This is a genomic window from Flammeovirga sp. AWQ4_249, from assembly GCF_056161045.1.
Genome location: NZ_JBSWYJ010000012.1, coordinates 101232 through 123050, shown reverse-complemented (window position 1 = coordinate 123050; position 21819 = coordinate 101232). Strand labels below are relative to the sequence as shown.

Genomic DNA, 21819 nt, shown 5'->3' with positions numbered 1-21819 from the left:
AAATTAGAACTACCACCTTTACATACTGTATATTGAAGATTTACTTTTTAATTAATCGATTAAATTGCTGAGGTTTTCCATTCAAATGTAAAACATATACATACACTCCACTTTGTAATGTGGACGCATTATATTTTATATCAAATTTTCCTGCACTCATTAATCCTGCTTCAATTTCATCTAACATTATTCCATTAATAGCATATATTTTAATGGAAACATGTCCAGAAGTATTTAACTCAAAAGAAATTGACGTCTTATCCTCCACAGGGTTAGGGTAATTTGATAAAGAAGAAATATTTTGAGTATTATCAATCGCTGTGACTGTATCATCATTTTCAACAGAAACTTTCACTGGTAATACCACAATAGTAGATGCTTCTGATGGGTCAGTAGCCATTAATGCTATTTCGGAAATACCTTCTGTTAATGAAGAAACGGCATATTGATCATTAGCAACACCTGCTAGAATTACTCCATTATCAGAAGCAGCAACTGAGTAGACAAGTTCATCATTATCAGGATCAGAGAAAATAGTAGTTGGATCAATGTAAGCTACATCACCAAGCATAATTTCTAATGTATCCATTTCGACAGTACCTTCAGGAGCTCTGTTTGTATGATTTACCTTAACAGAAACATCCTTTGAAGTCGTTAAACCATGTTCATCAGTAGCTACAATATTTAATGTATATTCACCTGAAGTTTCATAAGCTGGAGCTAAAGAAATAGACAATTTACCACTTTCATAAACTCCAGAACCGATCGCTTCAATACCTGACAATTCTACATTCAATGCATGATTTTCAGGGTCTGTAATTTCCATTTCTAGTGTAACAATGTCTGCTTCATTGACTGAAATTTCACTAACAAAATTATTGAAAATTGGAGCTTGGTTGATCGCCATAGAAAGATCAATGTTTACATTTTCTTCCTGATTAGGATCATTAGAAGAGATGGTCATGTGAGCTGTTACAGTATGATCACCTCTTGTATGACTAGCATCAAAAATAGCTTCAACAATTTTAGCTTCTCCAGCTGCTAAAGTTCCACCTTGTGTATTGATTGATAACCATTTACCACTGATTGGATCTTTAGCAAGAGCTCTTACCATAAATCCAGTTTTAGCGAAGTTACCTTCTTGAGTAATATCATACCAAGCATTTCCATTTGGAATAAAGAAAGCATTTGCGATTCGATCATCAAAGTTGACTACGCCTTGAGGATAAGATAAACCATCAGGGTATGTAATCTGAATGAATATATTTTCTTGATCAAAGAAAGTAATTGATTCATCAAGATCGAATAATACCATCTGACCTGTAGCTGTCAATGCATCAAAATCAACTTGAACCGTTTGACTACCTAGAATAAAAGGATTTTCAATTGTTCCAGAAAGAATCTGAATTTTAATTTCTCCATTACTAATATTTCCTTGAGGAGATAACCATGTTGCTACATTTGATAATTCAAACCCACCTTCAGGAGCTTTAAAAGCTGTCATTGTTGTTAAAGAAGGACCTCCATATCCAATTGATCTTGCTGCTTCTGTTTCAGTATCATAACTGATGGTAGCATGATAATCTTCCTCTTTGATAGTATTCGATTGTATTCCAAATGGAACAGGTACCGAACCTAAACCAGCAGGAACACCCATAGAGAAAGGAGTTTGAGAAGTACTGACGTTTTCAATATTTCTCTCAAAATTTAAATTGATAGAGTAATCAAGGTCTGAAGCACCTTCAATATTATCAATCGTGAAAGTATGCGTTTCAGTGTAATCAAGTGTATTGGCTACGACATGATATTCTGATTGATTATCACTTTTAAATACAGGAGGATCAATGATATTTGCTTTGAAAGTAAGAATGTGCTCACTTCCATCATTATCAATGATAGTTACTGTTTTTTCTATTACTCCAACTCCTGATGGAGAAACCGCTAAACGTACAGGAATATCTCCGTTTATATCTACTTGAACAGGTAAGTATTGATAATCTTCAGTTCCCCACCATTTAGAAAATATTAGACTTGGAGCATTCCAGTTATGTTGGGCAGGAAATCCAAAATCAGAATCTTCTTCTAATAAACACCAGAAGAAAGGTCCCATTCCACTTCTTGGGTCACCAAAACCATCACTATATTGTAATTTATCTTCTTGTAATGCATATGGAGCAGTACCATTATTGTTTATAGTTACTTCTGCTACTAAATCACCCATCATTGGGTCATAAATAATATTACCGAAATCAATAACATCAGTACTCCATGCTATGTCGGATTTACCAGTAACATTTACAGTAATAGGAATTGTTACATCTTCCATACCCGGCATGTGATTTCTTAATACTAAGTCATGATTGTAAGTTCCCTCTACTAAGTGAGTTGCATCTACAGTTACAGTAAATTCTTTCATATCATCAATTGCTACTGTATATGCTTTCGATGGAGAATATTCAACTGCTAAACCATCTGTGATGTATTTTCTATAGAAGTTATTATTTACACCTTGAGTACCATCAATATTTTCTAACCCTAGAGAGAACCACTTACTAAAATGATCAACACCTGCTTGGTTTTCTGTTTTATACTGCATTTTAATGCTTCCATCTTTTTGGAAAATTGTTTGTGCAGATACATAACCACCTTGAGAACCCCAATTGTGGATCCATCTTTCGTAAGTAATGACAAACTTATCTTCATCCTCATAATACCAGATACCTTTGCGAGGGTCTTCATCATAAATATCTTCACCAACTAGACCCCAAAGAGGTGCAACAAAGTTGTGTGGTTTTTCTTCTGCATTAGGAATTTCTAAACTGAAAGGTGTCGCAAATGCATCAGGCTCTGTGAAAGTAATAATACCTGTATAACCGACCCAAAGTTTGCTGTAAGGAAGATTCCAATAATCAAACTCAAATGGAAGATCTAATTCATACCAGTATAATTCGGTGTCACGAACATTCAAGAATGTCCCTGTCTTTGTAATATCAATCCAATTGTAAGATGGAGCATTAGGATCGGCAGCACCTTCTAAAACATTATAATTGTCTTTCCAAGCATAAGTAAAGTCAGGGATAGTACTCAATGGACTCATCTCTTCATCAATACTTAACCAATTACTCATTTGTGGAGCGACTCTTAATGCTGTATCTCCTGCTACATTGCTGATAGGTAATGAGAATGATGCTTGATCACCAACATTTAGGTTGAATACCTTTGGCGTATTATCTACGGTAATATTTGGCATTGGAGCAACTTCAGCAGATACTGTAAATACATATTCAATACCCATATCATCTGTAAAAGTGATCGTTTCATTGTATTTACCTATTGTTTCAGCATGGAATGAAAGTGTGACAAAATTTCCAAGTCTGGGGTTTAATGTAAACGTTGATTTATCAACCGAAAATGGTGAATCAACACCTCCTGCAATGTCACAAGAAACAATATTTACAATAGCAGAACCTTCATTGATAAAAGCAATTTTATGCTTCCCAACATCAGTCCTTACTACTCTACCCAAATGGATATCTTTATCAGAAGTCGTAACGATTGATTCACCTCCATCAATAATATTAGCATTTACAGTAAATGGAATACTTGGTTGTAAAGGATCATTGTTTATGATGGCAATATGTTGCGTATTTTGTCCTTCAACAAGTCCTTCTGTTGCTATATCAAATGAAATTTCTTGAGACTGACCTATACCAACTACACCTTCTGTTGATGATAAGTTAGAAATGATATTTGAACCAGGATAATTTACTTTGATTACAACATTTTGATAGTCATTTACAAATAATTTTTCTGGCATTACTCTAAATTCATAGATATAAAAACCATCTTGTTTATCTGGACTTTCTAACCCTATAAATGGATTTGTTGAATCTCTATTAGAACGAGATAAATCTAAATATCTCATTTCAATATTTCCATCATAGTACAAAGCGACTTGGAAAGTCATAGGATCACCACTTCTTCCATTTTCTACTTTTGATTTCATTTTTACATATTCAACAACTACATGGTCATTAAATGTTTTGTAAAGGATTTTTGAATCAATACCGAAATCAAAATACTCGTATAAAAAGGCGATATATCCATTTGAAGTAAAACTTCTTCCTAATAACTGACCAAATGATCCATTTACAGGGTCTTTTGTATCTAAAGCAATTAAACCAATATGAGAAACATACATTTTATTCACTAAAGTATCATAGAATGGGAAATTGAAGCCCAAATCAACTTCTACAAAATCTAAGAAAGGATTGGCTTTGAACTGTTCAGTAAAGTCCTGTACATCTTCCATTCCATCAATTTCTTCCCATGCTGTTTCATCTACACCAATAGACCAAGAGTAACCATATTTATGAGAACCCTCAGGAATGCTTTCGCTATATTTAGGGATTACATATTCTAATGGATAGTTACCTTCATTAGTGATAGTCACACTTCCTGTTGTTTTTTCACCTAAGGTTATAGCATGTGTTTGTTCAGCTGGTGACACAGCAATTTTTGCAGGTTCTTCACCATTACCAAATAAATGTACTTGAACTTCAACTCCATTTCTGTCAGTAATTGTTAGAATATCATTAATATTTCCTCCAACAGTTGGTTTGTAGACAATCGTAGCGGTTTCGGAAGACCTTGGGTCTACACGGTATGGTTTATTTTCAATAGCAAATTCAGTCCCATTCATAGTGAAATTTAAACCTCCTTTGAATACACCATATCCATAATTGTCAATGCTAATTTCAATTGCTTTTTCTCTTCCAATTTGAACACTTCCAAAATCAACAATACCTGGAACAACAACATTAGGTTGATGACCTATTACATTGATTTCCACAGGAATTCTTGCTTCAGGAGTTAAAGGATCATTAGAGTGAACGACAATATTCGATCGAACATATCCATTTTTAATTTGAGAGACATCTGCAGAAAACGCTAAAGTAGTTGTGTTAATACCATTGATTTCACCTTCAGTTGGAGTAATTGTTATATGATCTCCTTGGTGTTCTTCATCCCCAATAATATCAACACAAAATGCTTTAGTAGCATCACCTAGTGCAACTTCTAAAAACTCCCATGATTTACCATGATCAAAACTCATCCATTGATAGCCTTTGTTAGGGTTTTCTGTTGCTCTATTGATCCCTATTGGGTATAAATTTCCTGCTGGGACATGTGTAACAACCCATAATACAGAACCGGTAGGGAAAAATCTCACTTCATCTTCTGTAAAATTGATTGTTTTGATACCACTAGAAGTATCTTCAATTTCTTTTGAAAGTACTTTTTCTGCTGTTGATAAGTTACTTCCTTGATAAACTTCAATAGTTGCTTTTCCTACTGTTAATTCATTTAACCAAACCGCTGCTTTAGTAAAATGAAAACCATTCACATCTTCTACAACATGAGCTACTGCAGTTGAATTGGAAAGTTTAAGATCTGTTTCTCCAATAACATTTGAAGCATATTCAGAAACACTATAAGAAAGTAACTGATTTTCGAATGGCTCTAACTCTTCTGGAGTTTCTGCTTTAATTACATCATTGGTTGTAATTGGTGCTCCAATAAGATGTTTTCCAATATTTTGAATATTTCCAACATTGATTGATGACCAAGTTCTAACAGAAAATCGCTTTTGTAATACTTCTAAATCCCAATCCAATAACGCTTCATTATTATTTCCAATTTCTAGTGTTGTCTCAACTGAAGTTTCACCCAATGAAATATCTAACGTCTCATCGATTACATAACTCCAAGAATTTGCAGGTTTTGGGTAAATGATTTCAGGTCCATTGTTTGTTGCAAATGCATATACTTCAGAGGCTTCAGAACTATTACCCCACCTATCAGAAGCAATAATTGAAAGAACATAGTTCGTCGAAGCTTTTAGATTATCTAAAGTAAATTTTACTGTTTCACCTACTCCTGCAGAAGAAGAAACAAAAATTGGATCTTGAGAAAAGTCTACTTGATCACCTTCAGAAACATAAAGTGCATATTTTGAAGCTTGTCCATCATCCTCGTCAATCACGCTTGCCCATTCCAATCGAATAAAAGCATCAGTGATTCCTGTATTGGAAATGTTATCAACTATGGCAGGGGCAACACCTTGATTTTCGATGACAGCTAAACTTGCATCAATTAGTCCACTACCCATTTTTCCACTAAAAGCGCCTAAAGAGTTATCGATGTTATTGGTAGAGAATAATAATTGATTTCTCAAAACATCAGGTGTATATCCTTCTCCTCCCATTGTAGCAATTACTAAAGCAGCAACTCCTGATACATGTGGACAAGCCATCGATGTGCCTTGAAGATAACCGTACGTGTTATTCGGTAAAGTAGATAATACTCCGTATGAAGAAGAAACGGAAACGTCACCTCCAGGTGCAGTAATATCTACCCAATCACCAAAGTTTGAATACCAAGCTTTTCCTAATTGAGCATTATTAGAGGAAACAGCAACAACATTTTCATAATAACCTGGATAATATGGAGAGTCACTGCTAGAATTACCAGAAGCGAAAATGACAATACCACCTTTCATTGGGCTACCTTCATAATCGCCTGCTTCAGCAATAAAGTAATCAATTGCATCTAAAACAGCTTGTTCATATATATTTGGAGCGGTCCATCCCCAGCTATTTTGAGAAATTACAGCACCATTATTTGCTGCATAAACAAACGATTGTGCAGTACCATTATAAGCACCTCCTAATATCTGACATGACATGATTTTTACACCATCATTATTTCCAGATCCACCAGCAACACCAGCAACTCCAATCCCATTGTTGTTGACAGCAGCTATTGTTCCAGCAACATGAGTACCATGTTCATCAGGTGAAATATTACCAGAGTTGTTACTAAAATTGAAACCGTAAACGTCACCGATATAACCATTTCCATCATTATCGACACCTTCAGTACCATTTAATTCTGATTCATTAACCCACATATTATCTCTTAAATCTTCGTGAGTAATATCAATACCTTCATCGTGTACAGAAACAATAATGTTACTTGCACCTTTTGAAGTTTTCCAAGCCTCATAAAGATGAATACTTGCTTCACTTAGGAAACCATTTGTGCCATCATTTTCATAATGCCATTGATTTCCTAGTAATGGATCATTTGTAGGTGCAGTTTCTTGATTCAATGCCTTGATATCCTCTAAGTCAAGCATTTTCACCTTTCCTTTTCCACCAATAATACTTTTTTCAAGAATTGGTTCAGATAGTTCAACCTCGCCTAATTGAGCATAAGCTTGGATTACTTTTTCAGGTTCATAATTCGAATCAAATTCTACTTCATACCATAAATGAAGTCCATGTTTTCTCAATTTGTGTTCAAATCTGGGATCAAATGGAAATAATCGTTTGAGATTTTGAGCATTAAAATGTTGAGAAGTAGCATCAAAAGCGGCTATTCCGATTTTGGCTGTGCTGAAAGTTCCCATTGGACTTAAACTCAAAGTTGAAGTCATTTCTTTGGTAAATTTTACCCTCACTTTACCAATTGCTTGCCCTTTAGCATTGAAAGTAGATGTAGGAGGTAGTTGTTGTGCATGACTTATTTTTGGTACAGTCAAATGACTAAAAAATACCAAAAATAACACAACCCATAGATGTAGTTTTTTCATCAATAAGTTTATTTAAAAATTGAACTGGTAGAAGCTAATTTTCGGAGAAGCTTCTTGAGTACGTCAGTCTCCTTCTTTCGTACTTCTATTAATTTGAATAGTTCTTCCTTGTCGTTGGAGGAAGAAGAGTTTTTCTTATTAGCTGGCATAAACGTTCTATAAAAAATGGCCAACAGCATTTACAATAGTAAATACTTGATCTAATAAGAGGGTAAAAAGGGAGACCTATTAAACTGCTACAACGAAGTCTATATCTTGTCTACATGAAGGTGTGTAATGAAGCTGTAGTACTACTACATTATGACTACATCTATTTGTAAAGTGTTGATTTTTAGTTATTTATTTTGATAAAGTATTTCATCGAAAAAGGTTTGGAAATCGAGATCAGTATTATTGATTTCTAATTTTTTACGTAACCTATAGCGTGCAATCTGTATAGATTTAATACTTTGATGGGTAATGTTAGAAATATCTTTAGTACTTAAATTTAATTTTAAAAAGGCACAAAGCTTTTTTTCATTGGGTGTAAGTGCCGGAAACTTCTGATGAAGCAAATCAAAAAAATCAGCATTAACTTGTTCAAAACGGAATTCCAATTCTTTCCAAACCTCACCTTGATTAGAATTTTGTAAGTTATAAACTATAGAACGGATCTTTTTCTTATTCTTTGGATCTAGTTCAGAATCTAATGTTAGAAGTTCTTCAGAGACATTATTAATCAATTCGTTTTGTTGCATAAGATGCATGATGTTTGTCGTCAATTCTTTATCCTTGAATTCGACTTGATTCTTTAAAGCATTATTTTGCTCTCGAGTAAATTGATGTTCGACAATGGTTAATTCTTTTTCAATAGTGGCTTTTTCTTCATTCTGTTTGGCATTAATAGTCTTGAGACGCTGTACTCTAAGAATCATCAAAATGATAAAGATGATACCAATGAAAATGCAGGATAACAATAATGTAATTTTTTGCTGTTCTTCTTTATCATTGATCAATTGAATATTTTCTAATGCCTTAAGGTGATTTTTTTCAAGGTCATTAATTCCTTTAAAATACTTCTGTTGCCATAATTCATCAGATACTCTTTTATACTCTTTGAAATAGTCAAAAGCTTTCTCAATTTGATCATTTTCCTCAAAAAGTAAATACAAATTATGATAGGTATTTTTTAAATCGACTGGAGAGTTTAATGCTTTACTTTTAAATAAAGCTGATAGATAAAAGTTCTCCGCTTCTTTGACTTTTCCTTGTTGCCAAGCGATATGTGCAAATGCCATAAGTGAGTTAATTTCTCCTTTTGTATCGCCTGTTGACTGTTTAATCTTATAAGATGCTTCTAAGACAGATAGTGCATCTTCATATCTTTTTTGATTTGCATACTGATTGGATAAATTATGTAGAGCTTTTCCTTTCATCGACAACAAATCCTCTCCTTCACACATTCGGATTACTTCATTAAAAAGATGAATCGCCTTTTCACCTTCCTTCATTTCGTCATACAAAGTGCCTTTATTAAGTAGTACATGAGGTAATAATTCACGTTGTGTTTTTTGGCTAAGATTTTTGACTTTAATAATTACCTTATCGTATTCAAACAATGCTTTTTCATAATTATTTTCTTGTTGATAAATCTGACAAAGGTTAATAAGAGACCTTATTTCGAGCTCTTTTTCATGAATTTTTCTGAAGGTTTGAATTGCTTTAAAATAGGCATTTCTAGCTTCAAGAGAATTCCCTTTTAGAAGAAGTATATTTCCTTTGAGATGTAAAAGTTTACCAAGAAGCTTCTGATCTCTATTTTCTTCAAAAAGTAAGACCCCCTCAAGAGTATAATCCATAGAGCGATTCATATCTATACCTAGATACTTTTTACCTAAAGAATACATTAATTTTCCTCTTTCTAAGGGCTCAAAAGTTTCAGATAACTTCTGTTCTAAACTATCAATTGATTGACTAGCAAATAAAGAAATAGTGCAAGAAACAGTAATCAGTACAGTAGTAAAGTAAAATAATAAAGCTTTCAAATTGTTAGGTTTAATTTATTATTAGTAGGTAGTTATAGTTTTATAAAATTATTACAATAAAAGAATAGTAACTATTTGATTGTGTTTTTTTTAACACCAAATACCATTTGATAACACTTTATTGAATTATTAATTTGTAACACTTTTACTTTTAAAATAAAGTAAGAAAATCATCCGAATAAATTTGATAATGAGCAGGTTCGTAGTGGTGCCTGTTAGCTTAACACATCGAACAGTGGATAATATTGAAATCTCATGAAAGTCGTAGAATATCTTCCATAGGAACTTTAATTGGTAGCCTTGTTTCTTGTCTATCTCCTTTTATTACCAAATTCTTTTTCTGAACGACGATAGATCTAACCATCACTAAAAAATATTCATCTGCTCTTTTAGGCTCCCTAATAAGATCTACTGATAATTTTTTCTTCGTCTCATTATTAATTATGACACATTTAGAATACAAACCATCTTCTTTAAAAGAAATAATAATAGATACAGTATGAGGAACATCATTAATTAGTACTTCCTTTACTTTGGAGGTGAAATTTGTATTGTAATTTGTTTTTACTCCTTCTTCTTTTGCTTTTTCAACAGCCTGAAATAAAAGTTCATTATTAAATTTTTTAGCAGCAAACTTTAAAGATTCACATACTTTATCCCAAACATAAGTTTTCCTTTGTGATGAAGATAATGACAAAAATTCGTCTGAGTTGTATTCAATATAACAATGTAGTGCATGCCCTTTAGCTAACCTTGGTTTATTTTCAGAAAAAGTCGAGCTAAATTCAGTAGATTTTTTATTGTAAAAATGAATATTTATTAGTCCTATTTTTACTCCATCATAATTATCATTTATCATTGAATTTAATAAAAATGAAAGCCCAAAATAATCATAAAGTAGGTCTTTAGATTTATCCTTTCCATCATAAAACCAAATAAGTGTTCTATCTATTTTCATATTCTTTTTATTTCATTTACTAAGGTATAAAATAAAAAAAGCTGACAGCAGTTTACACCACTATCAGCTTTACTATTAATTATATAGGCTAAGGAAAAATTATGCTGTCACTACTGAAAGTAACTCTGCTAATTTTTTACCTGTTTGCTCCGTATTCATACGCTTATCCTCAGGAGTTTCCTCAGTAGCGATATCTAATGTTCTGTAGCCATCTTTTAAGAATTGATCAACTGCACTGATGATCGCATCGCTTTCTTCTTTTAATCCGAAAGAGATGTCTAATAATAATGCACCTGAAAGTACAGAAGCGATAGGGTTAGCAATACCTTTACCTGCAATATCAGGAGCAGAACCGTGAATTGGCTCATACAATCCGATTTCTGAACCAACAGAAGCAGAAGGTAACATACCCATAGAACCTGCAATTTGAGAAGCTTCATCCGTAAGGATATCACCAAACATGTTACCAGTTACAATTACATCGAATTGCTTAGGATCACGGATCAATTGCATTGCTGCATTGTCAATGAACATGTGTGTTACTTCTACTTCAGGATATTCAGCAGAAAGTGCTTGTACTGTTTCTCTCCATAAACGAGAAGATTCTAATACGTTAGCTTTATCTACAGAACATAATTTCTTACGGCGTGTCATTGCTGATTCAAAAGCTTGACGAGCAATACGCTCTACTTCCATTTTAGAGTAGCGTAAAGTATCAATAGCTTCAGTACCGTCTTCGTTACGCTCACGAGGAGTACCGAAGTAGATACCACCTGTTAACTCACGGAAGAAAATGATGTCAGAACCTTGAAGAATTTCAGGTTTGATTGATGAAGTATACAATAACTCATCAAAAAGTTTGATAGGACGAATGTTTGAGAATAAGCCTAACTCCTTACGGATTTTAAGTAGACCTTGCTCAGGACGTACTTTTAAATTAGGGTTGTTGTCATACATCGGCATACCTACAGCACCTAAAAGAACAGCATCTGATGCTCTACATGCATCAATTGTAGCTTGTGGACATGGTTCGCCAGTTGCTTCAATTGCAGAGTGACCAATTAATGCAGGAGAAAATTCGAAGTTATGACCGAAACGCTCTCCAATAATTTCTAATATATTTTGAGTAATGCCTGTAACTTCTAATCCGATACCGTCACCTGCAAGTACTGTGATTTTCTTATTCATGATATTTGTTTGTTGTTAGAATCTGAATTATACATTGAAAGCATAAACACGCTCTTTCTCGTATTTAGCAATATCTTCTTTTAAGCTTAATAGATAGTCGATATCGTCATATCCATTAATCAAACACATTTTCTTGTAATCATCAATTTCGAAAGATTGCTTGTTATCTTCTTTACCTGAAATCCAAGCAGTTTGAGATTCCAAATCTACTTCTAAAGTAGTAGAAGGATCAGCTTCAATATCTGCAAAAAGCTCAGCTAAGAATTCTTCAGAAACTACTAGAGGAAGTAAACCATTGTTTAATGCGTTTCCTTTGAAGATGTCTGCAAAGAAGCTTGATACTACGATTTTAAAACCATAATCATCAATCGACCAAGCGGCATGTTCACGTGATGAACCACAACCAAAGTTCTTGCCAGCAACTAAGATTTCACCTTTGTAAGTATCTTGGTTTAATACGAAATCAGGAATTGGTTGATCTTGTTTGTCGTATCTCCAATCTCTGAAAAGGTTATCACCGAATCCTTCTTTTGTCGTTGCTTTTAAGAAACGAGCTGGGATAATTTGGTCTGTATCTACGTTCTCAATATTTAAAGGAACGCAAGTTGATTTTGTATATTTCATGTTGATATTCTCTTTAAATAGTGATTATACTGTTGCTAATTCTTCTCTTACGTCAACGATATGTCCGTTTACGGCAGCAGCAGCGGCAGTAAGTGGAGAAGCTAATAATGTTCTAGCTCCAGGACCTTGACGACCTTCAAAATTTCTGTTTGAAGTAGAGATACAGTACATTCCTTCAGGTACTTTATCTTCGTTCATACCTAAACATGCTGAACAACCTGGCTCTCTTAATTCGAAACCTGCTTCTGCATACACTTTATCTAAACCTTCAGCGATAGCTTGTTTTTCAACTTGCTTAGAACCAGGAACGATCCAAACATTTACGCCATCTGCTTTCTTTTTACCTTTTACAAACTCAGCAACTGCTCTTAAATCCTCGATACGAGCATTAGTACAGCTACCAATAAATACATAGTCAATTGGCTTGCCGATTAAAGCTTCACCTTGTTTTAAGCCCATGTATTCTAAAGCTTTTTTGTCTGATTCACTTTCTGGAGTTGGTACAGCACTATCTACACCAACACCCATACCTGGGTTAGTTCCATAAGTAACCATAGGAGCAATATCAGCTGCGTCATATACGAATTCAGCATCAAATTCAGCACCTTCGTCTGTTGGAAGAGATTTCCAGTAAGCAAGAGATTCCTCCCACTTCTCTCCTTTTGGAGCAAATTCTCTACCTTCTAAATAATCAAAAGTAGTTTGATCTGGAGCGATGATACCACCACGAGCACCCATTTCGATACTCATGTTACATACCGTCATTCTACCTTCCATTGATAAGTTACGGATAGCAGATCCAGCAAATTCCACGAAGTAGCCTGTACCTCCTGAAGCTGACAATTTAGAAATTACATATAATACAATGTCTTTTGCAGTAACACCTTCTTGTAATTCGCCATCTACTACGATTCTCATCGCCTTAGGCTTGTTTTGAAGTGTACATTGAGAAGACATAACTTGTTCTACTTGAGATGTTCCAATACCGAAAGCAATAGAACCAAAAGCACCGTGTGTAGAAGTATGGCTATCACCACAAACAATCGTTTTGCCAGGTTGAGTTACGCCCAATTCTGGTCCGATAACGTGAACGATACCTTGGAATGGGTGACCTAAACCGTAAAGTTTCACGCCAAATTCATCACAGTTTTTCGTTAAAGTCTCTACTTGGTGTCTTGATAAAGCTTCTTTAATTGGAAGGTGTTGATCTTTTGTTGGAACGTTGTGATCCGCAGTTCCCCAAGTTTGATCTACACGAGCGAGTTGAATTCCTCTACTACGAAGTCCATTGAATGCTTGAGGACTTGTTACCTCATGAATAAAATGCGTATCGATGTATAAAACATCAGGAAATCCTTCTTTTCTTTGAACGACATGGTTATCCCATACTTTGTCGAACAATGTTCTCGGTTTGTTGTTGCTCATGTATTTGTTGTTTTGTCTTTTCTTACTTGGTTATCCCCTTTTAAAAACCGTGAATTAAGATTGAATCTTAATATAACACAAGAAAATCGGAGAAATATGCTAAAATTTAGAAGTATTTTATTTCCTTTTTGTTAGACCGAATATCTTTATTGTATTTTTGCCTAAATTCGTAAATCTTTGTTTAATGAAAACAATTCTTAATGTTTCGCGTTTTTCATTATACAAATTGTTGATTAACTGAAATACTACATCTATTAAGGGACAAATTTAATTACCTATAGATCTAATTAAAATTCGTTCTGATTTATAATTACGATTTCAGACTGCGAATTTTAGGAATAAAAGACACATGTTATGCTAATAGAACCGGGTAAACTTCTTGCAGAAATAAATTCACCAAGTGATTTGCGTAAGCTTCCTTTGGAGAAACTTTATCAAGTTAATGAAGAATTAAGACAATTCATCATTGATAATGTTTCTATCTATGGAGGACATTTTGGTGCAAGTTTAGGCGTGACTGAATTAACAACAGCACTCCATTATGTTTACAATACACCATATGACAGAATCGTATGGGATGTAGGACATCAAGCATATAATCATAAAATACTTACAGGTAGAAGAGATCAATTTCACACGAATCGTCAATACGGTGGATTATCCGGTTTCCCCAAGCGTGACGAAAGTGAATACGATACTTTTGGTGTAGGCCATTCTTCCACTTCTATCAGTGCTGCATTAGGTATGGCAATCGCCTCTAAAGAAAAAGGAGAACACGACCGCCAACACATTGCAGTAATTGGTGATGGTTCAATGACGGCAGGTATGGCCTTCGAAGCAATGAATCATGCAGGTGCTTCAGATGCCAACATTCTTATTATCTTAAATGATAACAGAATGGCGATTGATCCTAACCAAGGTGCCTTAAAAGATTATTTAACAGATATCACGACTTCACCTTTTTACAATAAAATTAAAGATGAAGTTTGGAATATGTTAGGGAAGGTCAAAAAGATCGGTCCTCATGCACAACAGGCGGTATCAGCTGCTGAAAATGCATTAAAATCAGCTTTGTTAGAGCAAAGTAACTTATTCGAAGCCTTAGGTCTTCGTTATTTTGGTCCAGTCGATGGTCATGATATCAATCATTTGGTACATGTATTCGAAGATTTGAAGAAAATTCCAGGACCAAAAATTCTTCACGCTGTTACTGTAAAAGGTAAAGGTTATGCCTTAGCAGAAAAAGATCAAACGCTCTGGCACGCGCCGGGTAAGTTTGATAAAGTAACAGGTGAAATCAAGAAAAAGGTTTTCAAAACTCCTCAAGCTCCTAAATATCAAACGGTTTTTGGTGAGACAATCCTTGAGATGGCTCGTGAAAATGAGAAAATAATGGGTGTTACTCCTGCAATGCCTTCAGGTTGTTCATTAAATATAATGATGAAAGAAATGCCTGATAGAGCAATAGATGTAGGAATTGCTGAACAACATGCCGTAACATTTGCAGCAGGTTTAGCAGCAGAGGGAATGATTCCTTTCTGTAATATCTATTCATCTTTCATGCAAAGAGCATACGATCAAGTAGTACATGATGTTTGTATTCAAAACTTACCAGTAATTTTCTGTTTAGATAGAGCAGGTTTTGCAGGTGCAGATGGAGCAACTCACCATGGAGCATACGATATTTCATACATGCGTTGTATCCCTAACCTAGTGGTTGCAGCACCTATGAATGAAGCAGAACTTCGTCACATGATGAAAACAGCTGTGAATCATAGAACTTCTCCTTTCTCTATTCGTTATCCTCGTGGTCAAGGTGTAATGCCAGAATGGAGAGTGCCAATGGAAGAAATCAAAGTTGGTAAAGGACGTGTGATCCAAGAAGGCGAAGAAGTGGCAATACTTACTTTTGGCCATATTGGTAATTATGTAGTCCAATTACGTGATCGTTTCCAAGCTGCTGGTGTAAATCCTGGACATTATGATATGCGTTTTGTAAAACCTATCGATGAGGAATTATTGATAGAAGTTTTCAACAAATATGACAAAGTCATCACTGTTGAAGACGGGTCTATCATGGGTGGTTTCGGTAGTGCTGTATTGGAATGGATGATGGACAGCGGTTATACGAACAAGCAAGTAGTAAGAATGGGTATTCCTGATAAAATTATCGAACAGGGAGAACAAATCGAACTACAAAAAGAAGCTGGTTTTGATCATGATGGAATCTTCGATCAAGTAATGAAAATTTCGACTGTAGTTAAATCAACATCAAGCATTTTAGAAAAAAGTAAATAAACAAAAGGTAAATTTTAGAAAATAACCTTTTGAGGCAATATTTTTGAAGTAAGGACTGTTTTAAAAGCAAAGCTTTTAGCAGTCCTTATTTTTTTATCTCAAGGAGCTGAACTTAGAATTACTGATAAAGCAACATATATGAATATTCGTAAAACCATTCGTTTTCGCTTAGGGATTTTATTCATAGTCAACAGTATGTTATTACTGACGACTTTGGGTATTGTGTATTTTGGTACCCAATCCATGAATGAAGCCAATATTTTAGCTGATCAATTCAAACAGTGTAATACTTTATATACTGAGTCAGAAATTTATTATAAAAACTTTTTACTAGAGGATCTTATTTCTCCTGATTTTTATAAAAATAGAAAGAGTACAAATACTATTCGTTCTATTAATTTATTGGATTCAGCTCTTCATACCGTAGAAGAAGTACGTAAGCATATGGATCGACTGAATGATCCAAGAGCGAAAGAAATGGAATTTTTACGTTCTGATATGGAGCAGTTAAAAGCGGAACAAGATTTCTTGATGAGAAAATATCTAGATCTAGGTTTTAAGGATTGGGGGATGATTGGAAATATGCGTTCAAAAATACATAAAATTGAAAAATCAGATATTGAATTAGATCTAGGAATGCTCCTCACAATGCGTAGAAATGAAAAAGACTATTTATTAAGAGGAGAACAGAAGTATTTAAAGTCTTTTGACCGTAGTGTTGAGAATTTCGAATTAGAAATTGTCAAAATGTACCAGGATAGAACCACACAAGATCTAACAGAACAAGAAGTTAGAACACTGAGAGCTAATCTTGCAGCCTATCAATTTGGTATGCACAAAGTTGTTGACTTGATGAATATTATCGGAAAAGGCCAAGGTTCTGGACTTATGAAGAGAGTATCTGAACTTCAAGATAAAATCAATACTCGTTTAATTAGTTTATCTGAAAATGTACTGACCAATAGTGAGCAATTTATCCGTTGGATGACCATTACATTTTTAGTGATTTTTATCTTACAAGCCTTAATTCTAAGCTGGTTTGTCTTCAGATTTTCAAGAGGTATTGGAAAAAGATTTGAATTATTATTTAAAGTATCTTCAAAATTAGCTGAAGGTGCTTCATTGGATACTTATAAATCAAGTGAAACTTTAAAGACGGATGAAATCTCTGAAATTACGAGTAACTTATTCTCTTTGGATGATCAATTGATTTCTGCAAATATTTTCTCTCAAAAAGTAAGTGATGGAGAGGTAGATTTTGAATATGAAGAAAAATTCAAAGAAACTCCTCTAGCAAATGACTTAATTCAGATGAGAGATAAGTTTAGAGATGTTCAAGATGAAGAACAAAAAAGGAATTGGGTCATTAATGGTATGGCTAAATTCAATCAGCTGTTAAGACAAAAGACAAGTAAGCAAGAAGAATGGTATGACAATATTCTTCGAAATGTAATCAACTATATTGATGCAAGCCAAGGTACTTTTATTCTTTTAAATGAGAATGAGGAAGGTAAACATAACCTTCAATTGATGGCCTTATATGCATATGATAAAAAACGATATGAGGAAAGGGAATATGATCTTGACAATGGGTTATTAGGTCAAGTGTATAAAGAGAGAGAATATGTCTATATTGAAGATGTACCTGATGATTATATAAGTATTACTTCTGGTATGGGTGAGGCAACTCCAAAGTGCTTAATTATTTTACCTTTGATTTATGGTGATATGATTTATGGCATTTTAGAAATTTCTTCTTTCAAAGTTTTTGACGAATACCAAATTGATTTCTTGAAGAAATTGTCAGAAATTATTGCATCATCAATTGCAGATATGGATATCTCGAGAGTTGTAGTTAGATTAAGAGATAGGATCGAAGAGCAAAAAGAACGTATCCGTGATCTTGAAGCAATAGTAGCTGAAAATGTAAACAATTAAGATATTTTACATTGAAATAACATAAGTTTTACAATTAATACTTAAGGGTTGTCAATACAATTGCCATAGTCTGTTGTATTTGCATCCCTTTTTATTAGTTTTACCATAAACATTAACATATAAACTTGAATTTTAGACAAATTTCCGTCTTTATTTTCGAAACTATAATACTATGAATGAACAAAGGAAACCGTCATTTTTAGAATCTATCATACCAATTCTTTTTTTAATTATTATGCTTACCGTCAATGTCTTGATCTTCAAGGATGATGGATTATCAGGTTCCAATCAAGTTGTATTGATGCTTGCTACTGCTGTCGTTGGTTTAGTTGCCATATTCAGGTTAAAAGTATCTTGGGACGTGTTACAAGATGGTATTGTTGATAGTATTGGTTCTGCCATGCCATCAATATTGATTTTATTGATGATTGGAGCATTAGCTGGAACGTGGCTTTTAGGAGGGATTGTTCCCGCAATGGTTTATTACGGATTAAAAATTTTAAACCCATCCATTTTCTTATTTGCAACAATTATTATTTGTGCCATTGTATCTGTAGCAACAGGTAGTTCTTGGTCAACAATTGCAACAGTGGGTCTAGCATTACTAGGGATTGGTAAAACCTTAGGAATGTCAGAAGGTTTGGTTGCTGGTGCAATTATCAGTGGTGCATATTTTGGTGATAAGATGTCCCCATTATCAGATACAACTAACTTAGCCCCTGCAGTGGCTGGTACTGATTTATTTACGCATATCAAGTATATGACAATTACTACAGTGCCTTCTTTTGCAATTGCATCAATTTTATTCTTGATTATTGGGTTTGGTTATGAATCAACAGTTTCTGAAGCAGATGTACAAGAAGTATTATCAGCCTTAGAAGTTTCTTTTAATATTTCTCCATTCTTATTTATCGTACCGGCAATAGTTGTTTTCTTAATTGTAAAGAAAGTACCAGCATTGCCAGCATTGTTAGTAGGTTCACTTGCAGGTGCAATTGTTGGATTGGTTGCACAACCTCAAATTGTAGATTTATTAGCAGGTGATACAGCAGGTACTTGGGAGCGTTCTTATTTAGTCTTAATGAAAGCAATGTACGAAGGTGTGTCGATTTCATCAGACAATACAATCGTATCAGAACTACTTTCATCAAGTGGTATGGTAGGAATGTTGAATACAATTTGGTTAATCTTAGTTGCTATGGCATTTGGCGGTGCGATGGAGATTAGTGGTATGTTGACTAAGATTACTGAAACTATTATCTCTAAAGTAACAAGTGAAACAGGTTTGTTTGCCTCTGCAGCATCTACTTGTATATTCTTTAATATTACTGCGTCAGATCAATATTTATCTATCGTAGTACCTGGGAAAATGTATGCAGAAGCGTTTAAGGAAAAAGGGTTAGCTCCTGAAAACTTAAGTAGAACATTAGAAGATACAGCAACAGTAACTTCAGTATTGGTACCATGGAATACATGTGGTGTAGCTCAGTCTACTGTACTCGGAGTAGCAACATATGCATATCTACCTTACTGTTTCTTTAACTTATTAAGTCCAATCATGACAGTATTGTTCGCAGCTTTAAAGATCAAGATTAAGCGACTTTCTACAAAAGAAGAAGAAGTGGTAGCCTAAAAAGTTCCCTTCTACTTCCTTGAAAAGAGTATTACCTCGATTGGTAGTGCTCTTTTTTATTTCTAAAAATCACTTTTTTAAACATTTGACACATGGCTTAGTTAACATTTTAACATCATTTTAGGGTTTAAAATGGGATTTATTTAATAATTGTAAATAAAATTTTAAAGAAACTGTTTGTATTAATAAACTTTTTATTACATTTACATCAGATAAGACATTAAAGATTAAAAACATAAAGATTTTTGATTGATAATGGGTTAATAAAATTAGGTTTAACAGGAAAGAGCTCGCTGCTTCAGCTAGCTTTTTTTGTTTTTATAGGATTTTGTGTTTTTTGACATTACTTTTTAGATCATTAAAGAGGTTGAAAAACTACACATAAAAAGGGTGAACAGTCATTTTATAGACTATTCACCCTTACTTTTTAGAAAGATATATGTTTTTATACTTTCTATTTATTTAAACATCTTTACGAAGTCTCAATTCAGAAGGATAGTAATTGTTTAATCGATTAGGAAGTACTTTTACCCATCCTAACGCTAAACCTTTATATTTTATAGTAGCCCATCCTTTTACACCAGGGATGGTTTTAACGCTCATTTCCTTCTTTTTTAAGAAATCAATAGCATCTCTATATTCAACATCCAAAGATGGAATTTTGGATGAGATAATGTTAGATACAGCCAATTCATGGTCAGGAATTAATTGTCCATTCTTTTTATTGAAACGACCCATTTTGATACCTTGATGACGAAGTTTTTGTGTCACTTTCATAATTTTGAAATCCTGTACCATATGGGCAGGGATTGCGTATACATCTTCTCCATCTTGATAGAAATCAAAATCACTACCATTTTCCAACCATTTTCTCAACTCTTCTGACTCTCTTTTCTTCACCATAAAGACAGATTTCATCTTTTTAGGAGAAACACTGAATTTTTGATGTCTTGATGGTTCTCCTTTCTTTCTGAAAGCAGTTAAGAAAAGTCCCTCCCCTTTTGTTTTATGGAAAATGAAACGATATCCAATGGCTTTCTCTCCATTTCTTTCTACTTCAACTGTAGTAATACCCCATGATGGATCGATATCTATTTCTAGAGGTTCAAATTCTTCAGATTCTAATATTTGTACTAAACGCTCTTCATTTTCTTTAGGAGCAAAAGTACAAGTACTATAAATATATAAGCCACCAGCTTTCAAGGCTTCTGGAATATGATCAACAATACTTTCTTGAATGGAAGCACAAGAATCAACTAATGAAGTGGACCAAAGTTCAGAAGCTTTAGGGTCTTTTCTAAACATCCCTTCCCCTGAACAAGGAGCATCTGTAACAACTACATCAAAATACTCTCTCAGTGGAGCAAAACTTTCGGCATAGTTTCCAGTAACAAGAGTGTTAGGGTTTCCCCATCTCACTAGGTTATCAATTAATGGAAGTGATCTTTTACCCACAATTTCATTAGAGACTAATATACTTTTAGGCGTCAATAAAGAATTAATTAAAGTACTCTTACCACCTGGGGCAGCACATAAATCTAAAACTTTAATGTCCTGATCTAAGGGGGCATGTTGTTTTAGTGCTTTCCACAAGAACATAGATGATGCCTCTTGTACATAATAAGCACCAGCGAAAATCAAAGGATCTTCAGCGAATGAAGGCCTTTTGGCAATGTATCGAGCTTCGTCACACCATGGCACTGGCGTTGTATCTTCAAATGTAATTTCAGCTGGTTTAAATGGATTAGTCCTGTAAGATACAGGAACCTGACCATCGATAGCTTCTTTAAAAGCTTCGAAATCTTCAGCAGTAATTTGTCCTTGAAGACGCTCAGTAAATTTTTTTGGAAGATTTTCAGATCTATTTCCCATGGATTTTACGTTATTTTAAAGTAATGACTTCAGTCTCAGCTACGAATATTGTGATTTTTCGTTAATGAATACTGTTATGTTGAAGATTATTCGGAATTTATGCAAAATATCCTTAGTTTTGCACCCTGAAAATTTTATGTAACACTCGAAGTAACTACGAATTGAGGGGAGCTATATTCGGCACGCGTAATCGCTGCTAAAA

The 21819-nt window shown here is 34.1% G+C and carries 10 protein-coding genes; 3 read left to right on the top strand and 7 right to left on the bottom strand.

What is annotated here, in order from left to right; translation table 11 throughout:
- Nucleotides 1-40: 40 nt before the first annotated feature.
- The 6 genes from ACXAHM_RS11570 to leuC all read right to left on the bottom strand — a co-directional run bounded on the left by ACXAHM_RS11570 (nt 41) and on the right by leuC (nt 13876).
- The gene (locus ACXAHM_RS11570) at nt 41-7657 is read right to left on the bottom strand and encodes a S8 family serine peptidase (RefSeq protein ID WP_474960599.1); all 7617 of its coding nucleotides are present in this window, start codon (nt 7655-7657) and stop codon (nt 41-43) included.
- Between the two features lie 335 nt (nt 7658-7992).
- Entirely contained in the window at nt 7993-9681 is a 1689-nt protein-coding gene (locus tag ACXAHM_RS11565; RefSeq protein WP_474960598.1) for a tetratricopeptide repeat protein, read from the bottom strand.
- A gap of 253 nt (nt 9682-9934) precedes the next feature.
- Nucleotides 9935-10639, bottom strand: a complete 705-nt coding sequence (locus ACXAHM_RS11560; protein WP_474960597.1) for a hypothetical protein — start codon at nt 10637-10639, stop codon at nt 9935-9937.
- A gap of 99 nt (nt 10640-10738) precedes the next feature.
- Nucleotides 10739-11827 (bottom strand): 3-isopropylmalate dehydrogenase, encoded by a 1089-nt coding sequence (gene leuB / locus ACXAHM_RS11555; protein ID WP_474960596.1) that lies wholly within the window; start codon nt 11825-11827, stop codon nt 10739-10741.
- A 27-nt stretch (nt 11828-11854) separates the two neighbouring features.
- Nucleotides 11855-12451 (bottom strand): 3-isopropylmalate dehydratase small subunit, encoded by a 597-nt coding sequence (leuD, locus tag ACXAHM_RS11550; RefSeq protein ID WP_474960595.1) that lies wholly within the window; start codon nt 12449-12451, stop codon nt 11855-11857.
- A 24-nt stretch (nt 12452-12475) separates the two neighbouring features.
- The gene (gene leuC / locus ACXAHM_RS11545; RefSeq protein WP_474960594.1) at nt 12476-13876 is read right to left on the bottom strand and encodes a 3-isopropylmalate dehydratase large subunit; all 1401 of its coding nucleotides are present in this window, start codon (nt 13874-13876) and stop codon (nt 12476-12478) included.
- 354 nt (nt 13877-14230) lie between these two features.
- Between leuC and dxs the strand changes: the two genes are divergently transcribed.
- The 3 genes from dxs to nhaC all read left to right on the top strand — a co-directional run bounded on the left by dxs (nt 14231) and on the right by nhaC (nt 19745).
- Nucleotides 14231-16174 (top strand): 1-deoxy-D-xylulose-5-phosphate synthase, encoded by a 1944-nt coding sequence (gene dxs / locus ACXAHM_RS11540; RefSeq protein ID WP_474960593.1) that lies wholly within the window; start codon nt 14231-14233, stop codon nt 16172-16174.
- A gap of 138 nt (nt 16175-16312) precedes the next feature.
- The gene (locus ACXAHM_RS11535) at nt 16313-18112 is read left to right on the top strand and encodes a GAF domain-containing protein (RefSeq protein WP_474960592.1); all 1800 of its coding nucleotides are present in this window, start codon (nt 16313-16315) and stop codon (nt 18110-18112) included.
- 172 nt (nt 18113-18284) lie between these two features.
- Entirely contained in the window at nt 18285-19745 is a 1461-nt protein-coding gene (gene nhaC / locus ACXAHM_RS11530; RefSeq protein WP_474960591.1) for a Na+/H+ antiporter NhaC, read from the top strand.
- 462 nt (nt 19746-20207) lie between these two features.
- Here the strand turns inward: nhaC and ACXAHM_RS11525 are convergent, their stop codons facing one another.
- On the bottom strand, nt 20208-21617 hold the full coding sequence (locus tag ACXAHM_RS11525) for a methyltransferase RsmF C-terminal domain-like protein (RefSeq protein WP_474960590.1): 1410 nt from the start codon (nt 21615-21617) through the stop codon (nt 20208-20210).
- Nucleotides 21618-21819 lie beyond the last annotated feature (202 nt).

Bases quoted from the DNA above. Each gene is read 5' to 3' on its own strand.
- ACXAHM_RS11570 (WP_474960599.1), bottom strand. From the start codon at position 7,657: ATGAAAAAACTACATCTATGGGTTGTGTTATTTTTGGTATTTTTTAGT.
- ACXAHM_RS11560 (WP_474960597.1), bottom strand. From the start codon at position 10,639: ATGAAAATAGATAGAACACTTATTTGGTTTTATGATGGAAAGGATAAA.
- leuB (WP_474960596.1), bottom strand. From the start codon at position 11,827: ATGAATAAGAAAATCACAGTACTTGCAGGTGACGGTATCGGATTAGAA.
- leuD (WP_474960595.1), bottom strand. From the start codon at position 12,451: ATGAAATATACAAAATCAACTTGCGTTCCTTTAAATATTGAGAACGTA.
- leuC (WP_474960594.1), bottom strand. From the start codon at position 13,876: ATGAGCAACAACAAACCGAGAACATTGTTCGACAAAGTATGGGATAAC.
- dxs (WP_474960593.1), top strand. From the start codon at position 14,231: ATGCTAATAGAACCGGGTAAACTTCTTGCAGAAATAAATTCACCAAGT.
- ACXAHM_RS11535 (WP_474960592.1), top strand. From the start codon at position 16,313: ATGAATATTCGTAAAACCATTCGTTTTCGCTTAGGGATTTTATTCATA.
- nhaC (WP_474960591.1), top strand. From the start codon at position 18,285: ATGAATGAACAAAGGAAACCGTCATTTTTAGAATCTATCATACCAATT.
- ACXAHM_RS11525 (WP_474960590.1), bottom strand. From the start codon at position 21,617: ATGGGAAATAGATCTGAAAATCTTCCAAAAAAATTTACTGAGCGTCTT.